Annotated in this window: 17 protein-coding genes; 8 read left to right on the top strand and 9 right to left on the bottom strand. The window is 70.5% G+C overall.

Annotation, left to right across the window (positions count from 1 at the left end; genetic code table 11):
• Positions 1-199 precede the first annotated feature (199 nt).
• Positions 200-1,318 (bottom strand): magnesium and cobalt transport protein CorA, encoded by a 1,119-nt coding sequence (locus BIV24_RS12595; RefSeq protein WP_071366349.1) that lies wholly within the window; start codon positions 1,316-1,318, stop codon positions 200-202.
• Positions 1,319-1,760: 442 nt separating this feature from the next.
• On the opposite strand from BIV24_RS12595, the gene BIV24_RS12590 reads away from it, so the two are divergent.
• Positions 1,761-2,345, top strand: a complete 585-nt coding sequence (locus tag BIV24_RS12590; protein ID WP_071366348.1) for a suppressor of fused domain protein — start codon at positions 1,761-1,763, stop codon at positions 2,343-2,345.
• Between the two features lie 22 nt (positions 2,346-2,367).
• Here the strand turns inward: BIV24_RS12590 and BIV24_RS12585 are convergent, their stop codons facing one another.
• The gene (locus tag BIV24_RS12585; RefSeq protein ID WP_071366347.1) at positions 2,368-3,645 is read right to left on the bottom strand and encodes an MFS transporter; all 1,278 of its coding nucleotides are present in this window, start codon (positions 3,643-3,645) and stop codon (positions 2,368-2,370) included.
• Between the two features lie 173 nt (positions 3,646-3,818).
• Between BIV24_RS12585 and BIV24_RS12580 the strand changes: the two genes are divergently transcribed.
• From BIV24_RS12580 to BIV24_RS12570, 3 genes are all read left to right on the top strand, one after another.
• Positions 3,819-4,460 (top strand): DUF6758 family protein, encoded by a 642-nt coding sequence (locus tag BIV24_RS12580; RefSeq protein ID WP_071366346.1) that lies wholly within the window; start codon positions 3,819-3,821, stop codon positions 4,458-4,460.
• Positions 4,461-4,631: 171 nt separating this feature from the next.
• Positions 4,632-5,498 carry a PHP domain-containing protein gene (locus tag BIV24_RS12575; RefSeq protein ID WP_071366345.1) on the top strand — a complete coding sequence of 289 codons (867 nt, stop codon included), beginning with the start codon at positions 4,632-4,634 and terminating at the stop codon, positions 5,496-5,498.
• Between the two features lie 162 nt (positions 5,499-5,660).
• Positions 5,661-6,266 (top strand): MarC family protein, encoded by a 606-nt coding sequence (locus BIV24_RS12570; protein ID WP_071366344.1) that lies wholly within the window; start codon positions 5,661-5,663, stop codon positions 6,264-6,266.
• A gap of 85 nt (positions 6,267-6,351) precedes the next feature.
• Here the strand turns inward: BIV24_RS12570 and BIV24_RS33240 are convergent, their stop codons facing one another.
• Entirely contained in the window at positions 6,352-6,504 is a 153-nt protein-coding gene (locus tag BIV24_RS33240; RefSeq protein WP_107459391.1) for a hypothetical protein, read from the bottom strand.
• 251 nt (positions 6,505-6,755) lie between these two features.
• Between BIV24_RS33240 and BIV24_RS12565 the strand changes: the two genes are divergently transcribed.
• Entirely contained in the window at positions 6,756-7,652 is an 897-nt protein-coding gene (locus tag BIV24_RS12565; RefSeq protein ID WP_071366343.1) for an NYN domain-containing protein, read from the top strand.
• Positions 7,653-7,713: 61 nt separating this feature from the next.
• On the opposite strand, the gene BIV24_RS12560 is transcribed toward BIV24_RS12565, so the two are convergent.
• Both BIV24_RS12560 and BIV24_RS12555 read right to left on the bottom strand, forming a co-directional pair.
• Positions 7,714-8,586, bottom strand: coding sequence for an alpha/beta fold hydrolase (locus BIV24_RS12560; protein ID WP_071366342.1), 873 nt, complete (start codon positions 8,584-8,586; stop codon positions 7,714-7,716).
• Positions 8,587-8,711: 125 nt separating this feature from the next.
• Positions 8,712-11,015, bottom strand: coding sequence for a DEAD/DEAH box helicase (locus BIV24_RS12555; RefSeq protein WP_071366341.1), 2,304 nt, complete (start codon positions 11,013-11,015; stop codon positions 8,712-8,714).
• 462 nt (positions 11,016-11,477) lie between these two features.
• Here BIV24_RS12555 and BIV24_RS12550 point away from each other — a divergent pair, with 462 nt between their 5' ends.
• A complete protein-coding gene (locus BIV24_RS12550; protein WP_177198701.1) occupies positions 11,478-12,215 on the top strand; it encodes a ferritin-like fold-containing protein in 738 nt (245 codons plus the stop codon).
• A gap of 184 nt (positions 12,216-12,399) precedes the next feature.
• Here BIV24_RS12550 and BIV24_RS12545 read toward each other — a convergent pair whose 3' ends face one another.
• The 4 genes from BIV24_RS12545 to BIV24_RS12530 all read right to left on the bottom strand — a co-directional run bounded on the left by BIV24_RS12545 (position 12,400) and on the right by BIV24_RS12530 (position 14,346).
• Positions 12,400-12,669, bottom strand: a complete 270-nt coding sequence (locus BIV24_RS12545; protein ID WP_071366339.1) for a hypothetical protein — start codon at positions 12,667-12,669, stop codon at positions 12,400-12,402.
• Between the two features lie 202 nt (positions 12,670-12,871).
• Positions 12,872-13,099: a DUF3107 domain-containing protein gene (locus BIV24_RS12540; RefSeq protein ID WP_071366338.1), complete on the bottom strand. Its 228-nt coding sequence runs from the start codon at positions 13,097-13,099 to the stop codon at positions 12,872-12,874.
• 155 nt (positions 13,100-13,254) lie between these two features.
• Complete coding sequence (locus BIV24_RS12535) at positions 13,255-13,899, bottom strand: TetR/AcrR family transcriptional regulator (protein WP_071366337.1); 645 nt, start codon at positions 13,897-13,899, stop codon at positions 13,255-13,257.
• A 225-nt stretch (positions 13,900-14,124) separates the two neighbouring features.
• Positions 14,125-14,346, bottom strand: coding sequence for a hypothetical protein (locus BIV24_RS12530; RefSeq protein WP_071366336.1), 222 nt, complete (start codon positions 14,344-14,346; stop codon positions 14,125-14,127).
• A 230-nt stretch (positions 14,347-14,576) separates the two neighbouring features.
• Between BIV24_RS12530 and BIV24_RS12525 the strand changes: the two genes are divergently transcribed.
• Together BIV24_RS12525 and BIV24_RS12520 are read left to right on the top strand one after the other, a co-directional pair.
• The gene (locus BIV24_RS12525; protein ID WP_071366335.1) at positions 14,577-15,557 is read left to right on the top strand and encodes an alpha/beta hydrolase; all 981 of its coding nucleotides are present in this window, start codon (positions 14,577-14,579) and stop codon (positions 15,555-15,557) included.
• Between the two features lie 431 nt (positions 15,558-15,988).
• Positions 15,989-17,038 carry a DUF3152 domain-containing protein gene (locus BIV24_RS12520; RefSeq protein ID WP_071366334.1) on the top strand — a complete coding sequence of 350 codons (1,050 nt, stop codon included), beginning with the start codon at positions 15,989-15,991 and terminating at the stop codon, positions 17,036-17,038.
• Positions 17,039-17,061: the final 23 nt, after the last annotated feature.

Genomic DNA, 17,061 nt, shown 5'->3' with positions numbered 1-17,061 from the left:
AGTACGTCCAGTACGAGGGCTTCCGGCCGGCACTCCCTCAAGCTCTTCGAGCAGGGGGGACCCCCAGAGCACGCTCCCCCACTCTCGGCTTCTCCCCCACTCTCGACTCCGCTCGAGCGGGGGGACCCCCAGAGCGGGAGGTGCCCCCACGACGCCGCTCCTTAACGGGCAAACGTTGCCTGCCGCTAGTGCTCCACCGTCACAGCCAGCCGTTGCGCTTCAGCGTGCGGTGGATGCCCAGACAGATGGCCGCCGTGATGCCCAGGATCACCGGGTAGCCGTACGTCCACTGCAGCTCTGGCATGTGCTTGAAGTTCATGCCGTACACCCCGCACACCATCGTCGGCACGGCGATGATCGCCGCCCATGCCGTGATCTTGCGCATGTCCTCGTTCTGCGCGACGGACGCCTGCGCCAGGTTGGCCTGGAGGATCGAGTTCAGCAGCTCGTCGAAGCCCACCACCTGCTCGTGCACCCGGGCGACGTGGTCGGCGACATCGCGGAAGTACTTCTGGATGTCCGGGTCGATCAGCCGCATCGGCCGCTCGCTCAGCAGCTGCATCGGCCGCAGCAGCGGCGCCACCGCTCGCTTGAACTCCAGTACCTCGCGCTTGAGTTGGTAGATACGGCCGGCGTCCGTACCCCGGGGCGTCCCCTTCCGGCCGGGCGAGAACACCTCCGTCTCCACCTCGTCGATGTCGTCCTGCACCGCGTCCGCCACCGCGATGTACCCGTCGACGACGTGGTCGGCGATGGCGTGCAGCACGGCCGACGGGCCCTTGGCCAGCAGCTCGGGGTCGTCCTGCAGCCGGTGCCGCAGCGCGCGCAGCGAGCCCTGTCCGCCGTGCCGGACGGTGATGAAGAAGTTCCGTCCGGTGAAGCACATGACCTCGCCGGTCTCGACGAGCTCGCTGTTGGCGGTCAGCTCGTCGTGGTCGACGTAGTGGATGGTCTTGAAGACGGTGAAGAGCGACTCGTCGTACCGTTCCAGCTTCGGACGCTGGTGCGCCTGCACCGCGTCCTCGACCGCCAGCGGGTGCAGTCCGAACTCGCTTGCGATACCGGCGAATTCGGCCTCGGTCGGCTCGTGCAGGCCTATCCACACGAAGTCCCCGTCGCGGCGCACCTGTCGCATCGCCTCGTGCGGGGACAGCGGCTGGGGCGACTCGACGCGGACGCCGTCGCGGTAGACGGCGCAGTCGACGATGGCAGACACCGTCCCGGGGCCGCGCGTGGTCTCGTAGGTGTGGTCGTTGTTGCGCGGCGTGGGGCGGGACGGGCGGACCACGGCGGCGCGCAGGTCACGAATCATCGACATGGCGGGCTCCTTCGCAACGAGCAGCGAGAGGCGCCGAGGACGGTTGGAACTGACCGGAATGAGGACGTCCTGAACGCGGATGTTTGGCACGTCCACAAAGCGGGGAGCACCGCACCGTCGCGGTGGCGGGTTTCGCTGCTGAGTCAGATCAGGCAGAACGGAACGAAACGCTCTTCCGTGGTGGTGCGCATGCGAGAGGTGGCAGCCAGCTAGAGCCAGAGCAGCTACATCAGCGACCGGAAGAGCGGGTGGTACTGCACGGTCGACTTCGGTCCATCGCAGTCCCACCTCCTCCGGCCGGTCCCCTGTGGGGAGTCTCATCGGCGTCGGGACCCGAACGCGACGCTTCTGCGTGCTGCCCGAACACCCGGGCAAGAGTATCAGCCGACTGAAGTGTCAAGGTGCCGCTTTGCCTGGTGCTGACGAGTTCTATGCTCACCGCATGGCTGATGTTCTTCCTCTGGTCGAGGCCCGGTTGCGCACCGCACTGGGCGAGCCGGACGCGCGTGCCGCGGTCACCTTCCTGGGCACGGACCGTATCGAGGTGCTGCGCTTCCACGAGGGGGACGTCGTCCGTTACGCCACGCTCGGCATGTCCGCCCAGCCCATGACGGACCCCACGGCGATGCTCGCCGACCCGGTCAAGGGCCCGCGCGCCGAGCTGATCCTCTCCGTTCGCGGCGGTCTGGCCGACACCGACAAGGCACTTCGGCCGCTTGCCGTGCTCGCCGCCTTTCCGCAGGTCGAAGGCGTGGTCGTGGCTCCCGGCGCCTCGCTCGACGTCGGCGGCCCGCTGTGGCCCGGTGCCCCCTTCACCTCGGTCCTGGTCGCCGAGCCGGGCGGCTTGGTGGAAGACCTCGAACTCGACGGGCCCCTCGACCCCGTACGGTTCCTGCCGCTGCTTCCCATGACCCCCAACGAGTCCGCCTGGAAACGGGTGCACGGTGCGCAGGCCCTCCAGGAGCGCTGGCTCACGAACGGCACGGACCTACGGGATCCGTCCCGCAGGTCCGTCCCTCTGGAGTGACCGATCTCACCGTCGGCGGATGTCAGCCGGCGAAGGCCGAGACTCCGTCCTCCGTGGCGTGCCGCGCCCGAAGCTCTTCCGCCTCCCCGTTCAGCGCCTTGCGCCGTACGGCGACCACGACCGCGCCGGCCAGCGCCGTGAACGCCGCGACCACGAACGGCATATGGATGTCGCTCCACTCCGCGAGCTTCGGGGCGAGGTAGGGCGCCGCCGCGGCGGCGAACCAGCGCACGAAGTTGTAGCCCGCGCTCGCCACCGGGCGCGGCGCGTCCGAGACCCCCAGCGCCAGTTCGGTGTACACGGTGTTGTTCACGCCGATGAAGACGCCGGACAGGATCGTGCAGACGACGGCGGTGGAGTGGTCGCCGTAGCCGAGCACGAGGACGTCGGCTGCGAGCAGCACCAGCGAGCCACCCAGCACCTTCAGCGAGCCGAATCGTTCCTGCATGCGTGGCGCCACGAGCACCGAGGAGATGGCGAGCAGCACACCCCAGGCGAAGAACACGGCCCCCGACTTGTACGGGGTCATGTTCAGCACGAACGGGGTGAAGGCCAGCACGGTGAAGAACGTGTAGTTGTAGAAGAACGCCGAGGCCGCCGCGGAGGCCAGTCCGCCGTGGCCGAGCGCCTTGATCGGGTCCAGCAGTGACGTCTTGCGTGCGGGCTTGGGCTGCTCCTTCAGGAACGCCGTGATGCACAGGAATCCGACCGCCATCAGGAACGCGGTGCCGAAGAACGGGTAGCGCCAGCTTGCGTTGCCGAGCAGCGCACCCAGCAGCGGACCACACGCCATACCGAGGCCGAGCGCCGACTCGTACAGCAGGATCGCCGCGGCACTGCCCCCGGCCGCCGCTCCGACGATGACGGCGAGGGCCGTGGAGACGAACAGCGCATTGCCGAGTCCCCAGCCGGCCCGGAAGCCGACGAGCTGGTCGACCGAGTTCGAGGTGCCCGCGAGACCGGCGAAGACCACGACGAACGCGAGGCCGAGTAGAAGCGTCTTGCGGCCGCCGATGCGGCTGGAGACGAAGCCGGTGACCAGCATCGCGACGGCGGTGATGAGGAAGTACGAGGTGAAGAGCAGGGAGACCTGGCTGGGCGTGGCGTTCAGGCCCTTGGCGATGGAGGGCAGGATCGGGTCGACGAGCCCGATGCCCATGAAGGCGACGACGGACGCTCCCGCGGTCGCCCAGACGGCCTTCGGCTGACGCAGAATGCCGCCGCCTCCAGCGTCGAACGCGTCCGTCCGGCCTGTCTCGGCCGCTGAACCTGTGGCGGCTCCCCCTGTACTGCTGCTCATGTGTGTCCTTGCATCTTTCCGACGAGATCGTTGACTTATACACATATTAAGTTAGGAGACCTAATGGATGCAACATGCATCTAATTTTGGCTGGTGAGACGGCCGTGGGGCGCCTACGTCGGACGGGTGATCGTCCTTGACGCGGCGCTGGACGGGGAGGACCGTGGGGCCCTATGAGGGGCGAACCCAGTTGCCCGAAGTGCGGTGGCCGGGTCAGGGCTCCCGGACTCTTTTCCGACTCCTGGCAGTGCGATGTGCACGGGACCGTGTATCCGCTGCAGCCTGTGATCCCGCCCAGCGTCGAGGCCCTCGGTGTGGTGGTGCACCGCGCCAAGGTGCCGGTCTGGATGCCGTGGCCGCTGCCGGTCGGCTGGCTGTTCACGGGTGTGGCCTGTGCGGGCGACGACCGCAGCGGGGGCCGTGCCACGGCCGTGGCGTGCTCCGGTCCCGGCCCGCTGGGCGGTGTGGGAGAGCTGATCCTCGTCGCCGAGGAACTGGGGGTCGGCCTCGGCGCCAGATACGCGGGCATCGACGGCCCGGACCCCGGCCCGTACCTCGATGTCGAGAAACCGCCCCAGGCGAAGGTGCTGGCCGCGGGTCGTCCCACTCCGCTGTGGCACCTCTCGGGCACCCCTGACGACCGCGCGGTCTTCGCGGGCGAGGCGCGTGGGCTGTGGCTGTGGGCGGTGGTCTGGCCGGAGCAGACGGGGATGCTGATGTACGACGAGCTGGTGCTGACGGATCTGCGGGACGCGGGGGCCGAGATGGACCTGCTGCCGTGCGGGGCGCTGTCACCGCGCCTGCTGGAGCCGTGACCGGGCGTGGCCGGGGTTGCGGCGGCGCCCTCTCCCGGGCGGCCTCCTGGGCGGAACACGCTCCTGCGTGTGTAGGGGGCGTATCCGCACTGCGGGTGTAACAAGAGGGCTGGAACTCCCGTTATCCTTGAGCGTCCCCCTTTTGTCCCGTCACCGCTTGGAGTCTGTGTCGTGCGCATCGATCTGCACACCCACTCCACCGCCTCCGACGGTACGGACACCCCGGCCGAGCTGGTGCAGGGCGCCGCGGCCGCCGGACTGGACATCGTCGCCCTCACCGATCACGACACCACCCGCGGCCACGAGGAAGCGATCGTCGCGCTGCCCGTGGGGCTGACCCTCGTCACCGGTGCCGAACTTTCCTGCCGGCTGAACGGCGTCAGCGTGCACATGCTGGCCTATCTCTTCGATCCCGAGGAGCCCGGGCTGCTCGCCGAGCGCGAGCTGGTGCGCGACGACCGGGTGCCGCGGGCCCACGCCATGATCGCCAAGCTGCGGGAGCTGGGCGTGCCGATCACCTGGGAGCAGGTGGCACGCATCGCCGGTGGCGGCTCCGTCGGGCGGCCGCACATCGCCTCCGCGCTGGTCGGCCTCGGTGTCGTGGACAGCGTCTCGGACGCGTTCACGCCCGAGTGGCTGGCCGACGGCGGACGCGCGTACGTCGAGAAGCACGAGAGTGACCCCTTCGAGGTGATCCGGCTGGTCAAGGCCGCGGGCGGGGTCACCGTCTTCGCGCACCCGGCCGCCGCGAAGCGCGGGCGGACGGTGCCGGAGTCCGCCATCGCGGACCTCGCCGCAGCCGGACTCGACGGCATCGAGGTCGACCACATGGACCACGACCCGGCGACCCGTGCGCGGCTGCACGGCCTTGCGGACGAGCTGGGGCTCCTCGCCACCGGCTCCTCCGACTATCACGGCAGTCACAAGACGTGCGCGCTCGGGGAGTTCACCACCGACCCCGAGGTGTACGGGGAGATCATCCGCCGAGCCACCGGGGCGTTCCCGGTGCCGGGCGCCGGTGGACGCCGGGGCGCCTGACCCTGGCGTAGTCCGTTCCCTCCGCTTTCGAGGCACCGGCTCCCGCCGCGGTGCCCCACCGTCGCGCGCCTTCGGCCGCGATCACTGTCCCAGTCCCAGCGGCAGTGGCCTGCCCGCCGCCGCATGCTCGTCCGTATCTCTTCATCTCTTCGCAAGGCCTCCATGTTCGACGTCGCAGTCTTCGGTTCCCTCTTCTTCACTCTCTTTGTGATCATGGATCCCCCGGGGATCATCCCGATCTTTCTCGCGCTCACCGCCGGGCGCGCCACCAAGGTGCAGAAGCGGATGGCCTTCCAGGCCGTCTGCGTGGCCGGCGGTGTCATCACCGTGTTCGGCGTGCTCGGCCATCAGATCCTCAACTACCTGCATGTCTCCGTGCCCGCGCTGATGATCGCCGGCGGGCTGCTGCTCCTGCTGATCGCCCTCGACCTGCTGACCGGCAAGACCGACGAGCCGCAGCAGACCAAGGACGTCAATGTCGCTCTCGTGCCCCTTGGCATGCCGCTGCTGGCCGGGCCGGGTGCGATCGTGTCCGTGATCCTGGCTGTGCAGAAGGCCGACACCGTGGGGAGCCAGGTGTCCGTGTGGACGGCCATCCTCGCGATCCACATCGTGCTGTGGCTGGTCATGCGCTACTCGCTGCTGATCATTCGCGTGATCAAGGACGGCGGCGTGGTCCTGGTGACCCGGCTGGCGGGCATGATGCTCTCCGCGATCGCCGTGCAGCAGATCATCAACGGGATCACCCAGATCATCCGCGGAGGCTGACGCCGCCTGCGCCCCCTCAGTACACGAAGCCCCGTACGGCATCTGCCGTACGGGGCTTCGAAGTCTGACGTCGCCGGGCGAGCGATTACGAGGCGGACGTGTCGGCCGGGCGGATCCACAGTCGCTGCCCGATGGCCGCGGCATGCTGAACGATCTGCTTGACGGAGGCGGCGTCCACGACGGTGGTGTCCACGGGCGTACCGTCGACGTCGTCGAGTCGCATGATTTCGAAGCGCATAGGGGCTTCTCCCTTCGTCTGGTCATCCTCCTGAGGAGAACTACTGGTGAGCGGGCCCAGGGCGGCGTTGCCCCCGTCCCAGTACGAGTCAACGAGACACCCGCTCAAAAGATTCCCTACGCTAAGGAAATTTTTCGAATCCCTAATCATCGGCCGGTGAGGAGCCGAAGCGGACGTCTATGGCGTCGGTGGTGATCCACTCATCGGGGCCGGTTGTGTTCGCAGCGTGACCGCCGGGACAATGGAGGCATATGAACGACGACCTGGCGGCGCTCGGCGCCCGCATCGACCGTACGAACGAGTTGCTCCAGCGCATGCTCGCCGAGGTGGCGAAGACACCCTCGACCCATGCGATCTTCGTCGACGCCGGCTATCTGTATGCGGCCGCGGGACGACTCGTCGCCGGTACCGAGGACCGCCGGGCCTTCGACGTCGACGCCGAGGGGTTGATCGAGGCGCTCATCGACATGGCGCGCACGATCTTCGCGGACAGCCGACTCCTGCGCGTGTACTGGTACGACGGTGCGCGACGCCGCATCCACACGGCGGAACAGCAGTCCATCGCCGAACTCCCGGACGTGAAGGTACGGCTCGGCAACCTCAACGCCAACAACCAGCAGAAGGGCGTCGACTCCCTCATCCGGTCCGACCTGGAGTCACTGGCCCGGCATCGCGCCATCAGCGACGCGGCGCTCATCGGGGGCGACGAGGACCTGGTGTCGGCGGTCGAGGCGGCACAGGGGTACGGCGCGCGGGTGCACCTGTGGGGCATCGAGGCGCCCGAGGGCCGCAACCAGGCGGACCCGCTGCTGTGGGAGGTCGACAGCCAGCGCACCCTCGAACTCGATTTCTTCAAGCCGTACGTGGCGCGGCGGACGGCCGTGACGTACGACGTGCCGACGGTGGCCCGCCCCACGCGCGAGGACGTCCGTTTCGTGGGCGCCCGGATCGCGGCGAAGTGGCTGGCCGAGCGGGGCCGGGAGGCGCTGGCGGAGCTGCTGCCCGGACATCCGTATCTGCCTGGATCCGTCGACCAGGACCTGCTGGTGGAGGCGGAGGGCCTGCTGCAGTACTCGCTGCGCGGCCAGTCGGATCTGCGACGCACGCTGCGGGACGGCTTCTGGGAGCATCTGCAGGCGCAGTACTGATGCCCCAACACGCGCGGCGCTCAAGGCACTCGGCGGGACCAGGGGCTGACAGGAGCTGGGACTAACGGGAGAGCCGGTCCCAGAAGGCGGCGAGGGCGCCGGCCGTCTGGTCGGGCCGGTCGGTGTTGGGAGAGTGCTCCGCACGCGGTACGACGGTGCGGCGGGCTCCGAGCCGGGTGGCCATGTCGTCCAGGAGCGGGAGGGACCAGGCGTCGTCGCGGTCCCCGGACAGCACGTGTACGGGCAGGCCGGCGGCGGCCAGTTCGGCCACCCGGTCGGGTTCCTCGCACAGCTGCCGGCCCGTGGCCAGGAGCTGTGCGGGGCTGTTGCGGAGCCAGCGGCGGCGCAGGTCGTCACCGTCGGAGAGCCCCTCGTCGACGTCGCCGGCGTCGGCCTGCTGTGCCGGCTCCATGGCCTGAATGGCCTCCCAGACCTCGGCCATGCCCATGACGGCAAGGGCGTCGCGCAGCAGCTTGACTCGCTGCTGTTGGGGGACGGAGATCTGGGCAGGGCCGGAGGACATGAGGGTGAGCGAGGCGAACGGGGAGGCGTCGAGGAGGACGGCGGCACGGGCGATCTGACCGCCCAGCGAGTGCCCGAGGAGATGCACGGGCGCCCCGACGGCGTGTACCTGCGCGATGACGTCCCGTGCCAACTCGCCTTGAGCGTACGGTGCTTCGTCGTCCCGGGGGCCGGGGGACTCGTACTGCCCCCGCCCGTCGACGGCGATGGTCCGGTACCCGGCCGTCGCGAGCAGCGGCTGCAGGAGGATGAAGTCCTCCTTGCTCCCGGTGAACCCCGGCAGCAGGAGAGCGGTCCCCTTGACCCGTGTCGTCGCCGCGCCGGCCTCCAGCACGGCGAACTCCCCCCGCTCCGTGGCCAGCTGGTACGCCCGGACACCGGGCGGCGGGGTGAAAGTCGGGGGACGGCTCATGGGGCTGAGGTTACCGGGCGGTTGGGGCGTGGCGGGGCGGGGTGACACGCGCTGTATGCGGCCACCGCAACGCCGATGGCCCGCCCCCACAAGGTGTGGGAACGGGCCATCGGGCAGCTGTCGCGTCAGCTCTCCGCGGGCTCCGCGGCCTTGCGGGTACGCCGGCGCGGCTTCGCGGGAACCTCGTCTGCCTGCGCCGGAATCTCCGCCTCGGCGGCCACCGCCTTGCGTGTACGGCGCCGCGGCTTCGCCGGAACCTCGTCCGCCTGCGCGGGGATCACCGTCTCGGCTTCAGCGGCCGCGGTCTTGCGGGTGCGTCGCGGCTTGGCCGGGGTTTCCGTTTCCGCCGTGGTGCCTTCTGCCGTGTCGGCGGTGGTTTCCGCGGCCGTGGCCTTGCGGGTGCGTCGGCGCGGCTTGGCGGGGGTTTCGGCTTCGGTGGTCGCCTCGGTTTCGGCGGCGGCCGCGGTCTTGCGGGTGCGTCGCGGCTTGGCCGGGGTTTCCGTTTCCGCCGTGGTGCCTTCTGCCGTGTCGGCGGTGGCTTCCGCGGCCGTGGCCTTGCGGGTGCGTCGGCGCGGCTTGGCGGGGGTCTCGGCTTCGGTGGTCGCCTCGGCCTCGGCGGCGGCCGCGGTCTTGCGGGTGCGTCGCGGCTTGGTCTCCACCACCTCGACGGTGGCCACCGCGTCCTCGGCGGCAGCGGGGGCCGTCTCCGCGGCCTTGCGGGTACGCCGTCGGGGCTTGGCTTCTGCGGCCTCTGCGGTGTCCGCGATGGCCTCGGCCACAGCCGGAGCCGCCTCCGGGGCAGCGGCCACAGCCGTCTCCACCGTCTTGCGGGTCCGACGACGGCGCGGCTTCGCAGGCTCGGCACCCTCCGCCGTCTCGACGGCCGTCTGCGCCGCCTCCGGCTGGGCCGCCTCCGGCTGGGCCGCCTCCGGCTGGGCCGCCTCCGGCTGGGCCGCCTCCGGCTGGGCCGCCTCCGGCTGGGCCGCCTCCGTCTCCGCCTGCGTCACCGTCGCGGCGGAGACCAGCTCCGCCGACACCCCACCGCGCGTACGGCGGCGTCGGCGCGGCATGTGCGGCTCCACGGCCTCGGCCGTCTCCGCGGTGTCCGTGGGGGTGGCGGCCGGAGTCTCCACCGGCGCCCCGCCCCGCGTACGACGCCGGCGCCGCGGCGTACGCGCCGGACGCTCGCGTTCGGCGGGCTCAGCGGAGGAACGGCGCCCGCGCGGCCCCCGGCCGCCCGTCTCGCCCAGGTCCTCCAGTTCCTCCGCCGCGAGCCCGGCGCGCGTGCGCTCCGAGCGCGGCAGGACACCCTTCGTGCCCTCGGGGATGCTGAGGTCGGCGAAGAGGTGCGGGGAAGTGGAGTACGTCTCCACGGGGTCGTTGAAGTCCAGCTCCAGCGCCTTGTTGATCAGCTGCCAGCGCGGGATGTCGTCCCAGTCGACGAACGTGATCGCCGTACCCGACGCGCCCGCGCGACCCGTACGGCCGATGCGGTGCAGGTACGTCTTCTCGTCCTCGGGGGACTGGTAGTTGATGACGTGTGTCACGCCCTCGACGTCGATGCCGCGCGCGGCCACGTCGGTGCAGACGAGCACGTCCACCTTGCCGTTGCGGAAGGCGCGCAGAGCCTGCTCGCGCGCGCCCTGGCCCAGGTCGCCGTGGACCGCGCCCGACGCGAAGCCGCGCCGCTGGAGCTGCTCGGCGATGTCGGCCGCCGTCCGCTTCGTACGGCAGAAGATCATCGCCAGCCCGCGGCCCTCGGCCTGCAGTATGCGCGCGACCATCTCCGGCTTGTCCATGGAGTGCGCGCGGTAGACGAACTGCGCGATGTTCGCGACGGTCGCGCCCTCGTCGTCCGGCGCGGTGGCGCGGATGTGCGTGGGCTGCGACATGTAGCGGCGGGCCAGGCCGATGACCGCACCCGGCATGGTCGCCGAGAACAGCATGGTCTGGCGCTTCGTCGGCAGCATGTCGATGATCTTCTCGACGTCGGGCAGGAAGCCCAGGTCGAGCATCTCGTCGGCCTCGTCGAGGACCAGGCACTTGACGTGCTTCAGGTTCAGCTTCTTCTGACCGGCGAGGTCCAGCAGACGGCCCGGGGTGCCGACGACCACGTCGACGCCGTTCTTCAGGGCCTCCACCTGGGGTTCGTAGGCCCGGCCGCCGTAGATCGCGAGGACGCGTACGTTGCGCACCTTGCCCGCGGTCAGCAGGTCGTTGGTGACCTGCGTGCACAGCTCGCGTGTGGGGACGACGACGAGCGCCTGCGGGGTGTCGGTGAGGGCCTCGGGCTTCGCGCGGCCCGCCTCGACGTCGGCGGGGACGGTGACGCGCTCGAGGAGCGGGAGGCCGAAGCCCAGCGTCTTGCCCGTGCCGGTCTTGGCCTGGCCGATGATGTCGGTGCCGGAGAGCGCTACGGGGAGCGTCATCTCCTGGATGGGGAAGGGGTGGGTGATGCCGACGGCTTCCAGGGCCTCGGCCGTCTCGGGAAGGATTCCGAGTTCTCGAAAGGTGGTAGTCAGGGTGCTGCCTCTTCTGTGAGCGCGGTGCGAGGCGAGCGCGGGGGTCGTGACCGTGCCGGATGGCGTCGGCCTGCTTGGGGGACGGGCCTGTGGCACGGGACCACGCCGACGCTCCAGCGCTCGTACCGCTGAGGGTCCCTCCGGATGCTGTACGCACGGTGCCTACTGGCAGGGAGGGCTGTCGGGTCGGAGCCGATCGGGCCACCGACCGGGCATCCTCATACGTGCGGCCCGTCGAATACTCGGCAGGCGCATTACCACCATACCCCGGAATCGCGCACATACGGTGGCCGGTTCCGTCACGTAGCCGTCGTCACACTGACTGACCAGGAACTTCCATGGGGCGGTAGGGCGGCTATTGTGCGCTTCATGACGACGCCTGACAACGCTCCCGACGCATCCGCCGAACCCACCTCGGTCGCAGCCCAGGACTGGGCGAAGGCCTCCGTCGACCCCCAGTACCGTGCCGCTGTCGTGGACCTGCTCGGCGCGCTCGCGTACGGGGAGCTGGCGGCGTTCGAGCGGCTCGCGGAGGACGCGAAGCTCGCGCCGACGCTCACGGACAAGGCGGAGCTGGCGAAGATGGCGTCCGCCGAGTTCCACCACTTCGAGCGGCTCAGGGACAGGCTCGCCGAGATCGGCACGGAGCCGACGGAGGCGATGGAGCCGTTCGTCGCGGCGTACGACAGCTTCCACCGGCAGACCGCGCCCTCGGACTGGCTGGAGGGGCTGGTCAAGGCGTACGTGGGCGACTCCATCGCCAGCGACTTCTACCGCGAGGTCGCATCCCGGCTTGACGCCGACACGCGCGGGCTCGTGCTCGCCGTGCTCGACGACACGGGGCACGCCAGCTTCGCCGTCGAGAAGGTGCGCGCCGCGATCGACGCCGACCCGCGCGTGGGCGGGCGGCTCGCGCTGTGGGCGCGGCGGCTGATGGGCGAGGCCCTCTCGCAGTCGCAGCGCGTGGTCGCCGAGCGGGACGCGCTCTCGACGATGCTCGTCGGCGGCGTCGCTGACGGTTTCGATCTCGCCGAGGTCGGCAAGATGTTCACGCGGATCACCGAGGCGCACACCAAGCGGATGGCGGCACTGGGCCTGGCCGCCTGATCATCATGGCCTGATGTGAGTCACGGGGGTGCTCGCCCGACTCCGCTCGGGCGGGCCGCCGCGGCCGCGTGTGGTGCCCGCGGCGGTCGCGCGGCAGCGTCACCGTGCGCGTCACTGCGGCCGACGCCCAAGCCATCCTGTCGGTCGTCCGGGCCGCCATCGCCGCCGGGCCCGGCGGACGGCCTCAGGCCGTCGCCGACCGGCGGCGAAATCTTTCCGCGGGCCGCAGCAGCAGCGACAGTGAGGCCGCGGAGAGGGCCAGTGCCCCGACGAGGATCACCAGAAGACGGGCCGAGCCCAGCGCGCTGTGGGTGACGAACGCACCGAACAGAGCACCCGCCACACCGGTCGACAGCACCAGTGCACGGGCCGGCAGCCGGTGCGGCAGCCGGTGCGCGGCCGCCCAGGCCAGGGCGAGTCCGAGGACGGCGGAGCCGAGCGTTTCCAAGAGCATGACGAACTTCCCTCCCACACGGCTGCTGCCAGGGCACAACGGTCGTAGCCGGTCTTACCCGTGGCGTTCGGGACGCAATCCTCTGTGCGGATCATGTGCTCCATCGGTGTAAGCCACCTCGCGGGCCATGCCGGGACAGGGCAGGCAAAGCAGAAGGGGCCCGGTGGCACAAGCCACCGGGCCCCTCGCGCTCTGTCGGGAACTACAGCGCGCCGAAGCCCACCTTGCGCGGGGCCTGCTCGCCGATCTCGACGTACGCGAGACGGTCGGCCGGCACCAGGAGCTTGCGGCCGTGCTCGTCCACGAGGCTCAGCAGCTGCGACTTGCCGGCAAGCGCGTCGGCCACGACGCGCTCGACCTCTTCGGCGCTCTGACCGCTCTCCAGAACGATCTCGCGGGGCGCGTGCTGCACGCCGATCTTGACCTCCACGGCTTTGTCCCTCCGACGGTCAGTGATGTGCGCGGCCGTCCGCGCCGTACCCGCACACATTAGCCCGGTGAGGGGACGCGCACGCTCCGCCCCGGCACGCCAGGAGCGAACAGCCGACGGGAACAAAACCGCCGTACGGTCCACAGGGCGTTCGCTCAGTGGTGCTGGTCGGTGCCGTGCAGCGGGAATCCCGCGATACCCCGCCAGGCCAGCGAGGCGAGCAGCTGGACCGCCTGGTCACGCGGCACGCTGCGGTCGCTGTGCAGCCAGGAGCGTGCCACGACCTGGGCGAGGCCGCCCAGACCCGAGGCCAGCAGCATCGACTCGGCCCGCGAGAGGCCGGTGTCCTCGGCGATGACGTCGCAGATCGCTTCCGCGCACTCGGTCGTCACCTTGTCGACGCGCTCGCGCACGGCGGGCTCGTTCGTCAGGTCGGACTCGAACACCAGGCGGAAGGCACCGCCGTCGTCCTCCACGTACGCGAAGTACGCGTCCATCGTGGCCCGTACGCGCTGCTTGTTGTCGGTCGTCGACGCGAGCGCGGTCCGTACGGCCTGCAGCAGGGCTTCACAGTGCTGGTCCAGCAGGGCCAGGTACAGATCGAGCTTGCCCGGGAAGTGCTGGTAGAGCACCGGCTTGCTGACGCCGGCGCGCTCGGCGATGTCGTCCATGGCGGCCGCGTGGTAGCCCTGCGCCACGAAGACTTCCTGCGCGGCGCCCAGCAACTGGTTCCGTCGGGCACGGCGCGGCAGGCGCGTGCCTCGCGGGCGTGCCGCCTCTGTCTGCTCGATGGCTGTCACGCCGCCTCCCAAAATCGTCCACATGCGGTGTGCGCCGCCCGGCCATCGTACTTTTCGGTAACCGTGGTGTGCGCGGTGCGGGCGCAGAATTTCACGGACCGGACAGCGGCGAAAGCCGCGCGGAGCCCTTCAAACAGGGGCAGGGCGGGCGGACAGGCGCACGCGGCCTTGGATTGCGCGGTCGCCCTCTTGCCTGACGTGATCGTCCTCGTACCTCACCGATCCTCACCGGTAGTCGTCCTCGTCGAGTTTGATGACGCGTTTCTGCTCCACGAGGTCCGCCTCGTTGGCGCGCAGGGTCTCCTCTTCGGTCAGGGGTTCGTCCTGCTCCGCGGTGATCTCCGCGAACCGCTCCGCGGCAGTGTGCTCCGGGGCCTCCACGCCGAGTTCGACGGTGTCGGTCCCCTGTTCCTCGAAGATCTCGGGATCAGTGGGGTCAACGGCCATGGTGGGCTCCCTTCCCTGAACTACTGGAACGTTCCTGAAAGAGGCGGGGGCCACATGCGGGTACCCAGCTACGAGCCTAGGAGACACCCGATCGGGACGCTATGTATCAGGACGCTATGTGTGGGGCGGGGGTGCTGTGCGGGGTCGCTCGGGCGACGGTGGGTGCCGAGCCGGCTGCGTGTGATAGCGAACACACGATCCACTGTGTGATCGTCTCGTAACATTGCCGCATGTCTTCGACCGAGCTGCCGCCCGTCCCGGCCACCAACGTGCTCCCGAAGGTGTCGCCCGTCAGGGGCGAGGACGGCGAGCGGCTCAGGTCGGTGAGGCTCTCGGGGGTCACACTGGCGGTGCGGTCCAGGCCGTCGGGGCGCGAGGGTCTGCCGCCCGCGCTGTACGTGCACGGACTCGGCGGTTCCTCCCAGAACTGGTCGGCGCTGATGCCGCTGCTCGACGGGCTCGTCGACGGTGAGGCGGTCGACCTGCCGGGCTTCGGTGACTCGCCGCCTCCGGACGACGGCGACTACTCGGTCACCGGGCACGCGCGCGCGGTCATTCGTTATCTCGACGCGGCCGAGCGCGGCCCCGTGCACCTGTTCGGCAATTCGCTGGGTGGCGCCGTCGCTACGCGTGTGGCGGCCGTACGTCCCGATCTCGTCCGTACGCTCTCCCTTGTCTCGCCCGCGCTCCCGGAGGTCTTCGTCCAGCGTGGCGCGATCCCGACGGGGCTGCTCGCGGTGCCCGGGGTCGCCTCCCTGTTCACCCGGTACACCAAGGACTGGACGGCCGAGCAGCGCGTCCGCGGGGTCATGGCGCTGTGCTACGGCGACCCCGGTCGTGTCACTCCGGAGGGATTCCGCAACGCGGTCGAGGAGATGGAGCGGCGGCTGCGGCTGCCGTACTTCTGGGATGCGATGGCGCGTTCGGCGCGCGGGATCGTGAACGCGTACACGCTCGGCGGGCAGCACGGGCTGTGGCGTCAGGCGGAGCGGGTGCTCGCGCCGACGCTGCTCGTGTACGGCGGCCGGGACCAGCTGGTGTCGTTCCGCACGGCCCGGCGAGCGGCGCGCTCCTTCCGGGACTCCCGGTTGCTGACCCTGCCGGACGCGGGGCACGTCGCGATGATGGAGTACCCGGACCAGGTGGCGGCCGCGTTTCGCCAACTCCTCGAGGCCACGGGCGAGTCAGGTATCGCCGACACGGGGAGCTGAGGCGCGGCGTGGGACGGCACAGCCGCAAGAGCAGGGACAACGGGACGCGTGCGGACACGGGCGCGGTGCCGGGTATATCGGCGACGGAGTCGTCGGCCTGGGACGCGCAGGCGTCCACGACCGCGGAGCCGGGGGCGGCCGTCGGGCGACAGGAGTCGATGAGCGCTACGCCGCTCCGGGGGGTTCCGTACCGGACCGACGGGACGCCCGCGCGAGGCGTCCCGCGGTTCACGCAGGGGGCGCCGACCGGGGGTGCTCCGCATTCTGCGGACGGTACGCCGGCCCGCGGTGTCCCGCGTTACCCGGACGACACGCCCGCGCGTGGCAGGCCGCGCGCGGCGGACGGTATGCCGGCCTATGGCCAGGTCCTCCGTGGTCATCCCCAGCAGCGTGAACCCGGCGGCGGATGGGGCGAGTTCGGGGGAGGGGCCGTGCCCGCGGGGGCTCGGCAGGCGGCGCCGCCCAGGCGCCCCGGGCCCCGCATACCGTCCCAGCGGTCGCAGTCCGGCCCGCGCCAGGAGTACCTCGACGCCTTCGACGAGGACGACGATGTCTTCACGCCTCGTCGCCCCGGTGGCGCCCCTCACGCCCCCCTCACCGGCAACGGCGACACCGAGAAGGAGACCGCGGCCGACGACCTGCCGGTGAGTGAGACCGGCGGGGCGGCGACCAAGGAGAGCGGCAAGGGGCGTACGTTCACCGGGATCGCCGCCGCGGCCGTCACCACGGTGCTGGCGGTCGTCGTGGCGGGTCAGGTCGCCGACGGGCACAGCGGCACCGCCGGGCGGTCGCAGCCCGCCACCGACCGGGAACGCGACACCCATGACTCCACCGCCTCCGGCGACGCAACTTCTCCCGGCGCGCCGAGCGTGGCCCCGCTGACGTATGAGCAGGCGATGGGGCGCACGTACCCGCTCGCCGCCACGTTGAAGGGGCCGGGCGCGTTCGACGTGGTCCCCGGCGTCGACAAGGTGCCAGGCCAGGGGGAGGCGAAGTACACCTACCGCGTGGACGTGGAGAAGGGGCTCGGCCTGGACGGCGAACTCTTCGCGCGGGCCGTGCAGAGGACCCTCAACGACAAGCGCAGCTGGGCCCACAAGGAGTCACGCGTCTTCGAGCGCATCTCCTCCGGCAAGCCCGACTTCGTGATCACCCTGGCCAGCCCCGGCACCACCGCCGCCTGGTGCGCCAGGTCGGGCCTGGACACCACGCAGGACAACGTCTCCTGCGACTCGGCCTCCACCGAGCGCGTGATGATCAACGCGTATCGCTGGGCGCAGGGCTCGACGACGTACGGTGACAAGATCCACGCCTACCGCCAGATGCTGATCAATCACGAGGTCGGCCACCGCCTCGGCTACGGCCACGTCACCTGCGACAAGAACGGCGAGTTGGCCCCGGTCATGCAGCAGCAGACCAAGTTCCTCGACCACGACGGAATCCACTGCCTGCCCAACCCCTGGCCGTATCCCCGCAGTTGACGGGTGCCGTTCTCTTCGCGGTC

Source organism: Streptomyces colonosanans (assembly GCF_001866645.1).
Classification (GTDB): domain Bacteria; phylum Actinomycetota; class Actinomycetes; order Streptomycetales; family Streptomycetaceae; genus Streptomyces; species Streptomyces colonosanans.
This window is presented reverse-complemented; position numbering and strand designations above follow the sequence as displayed.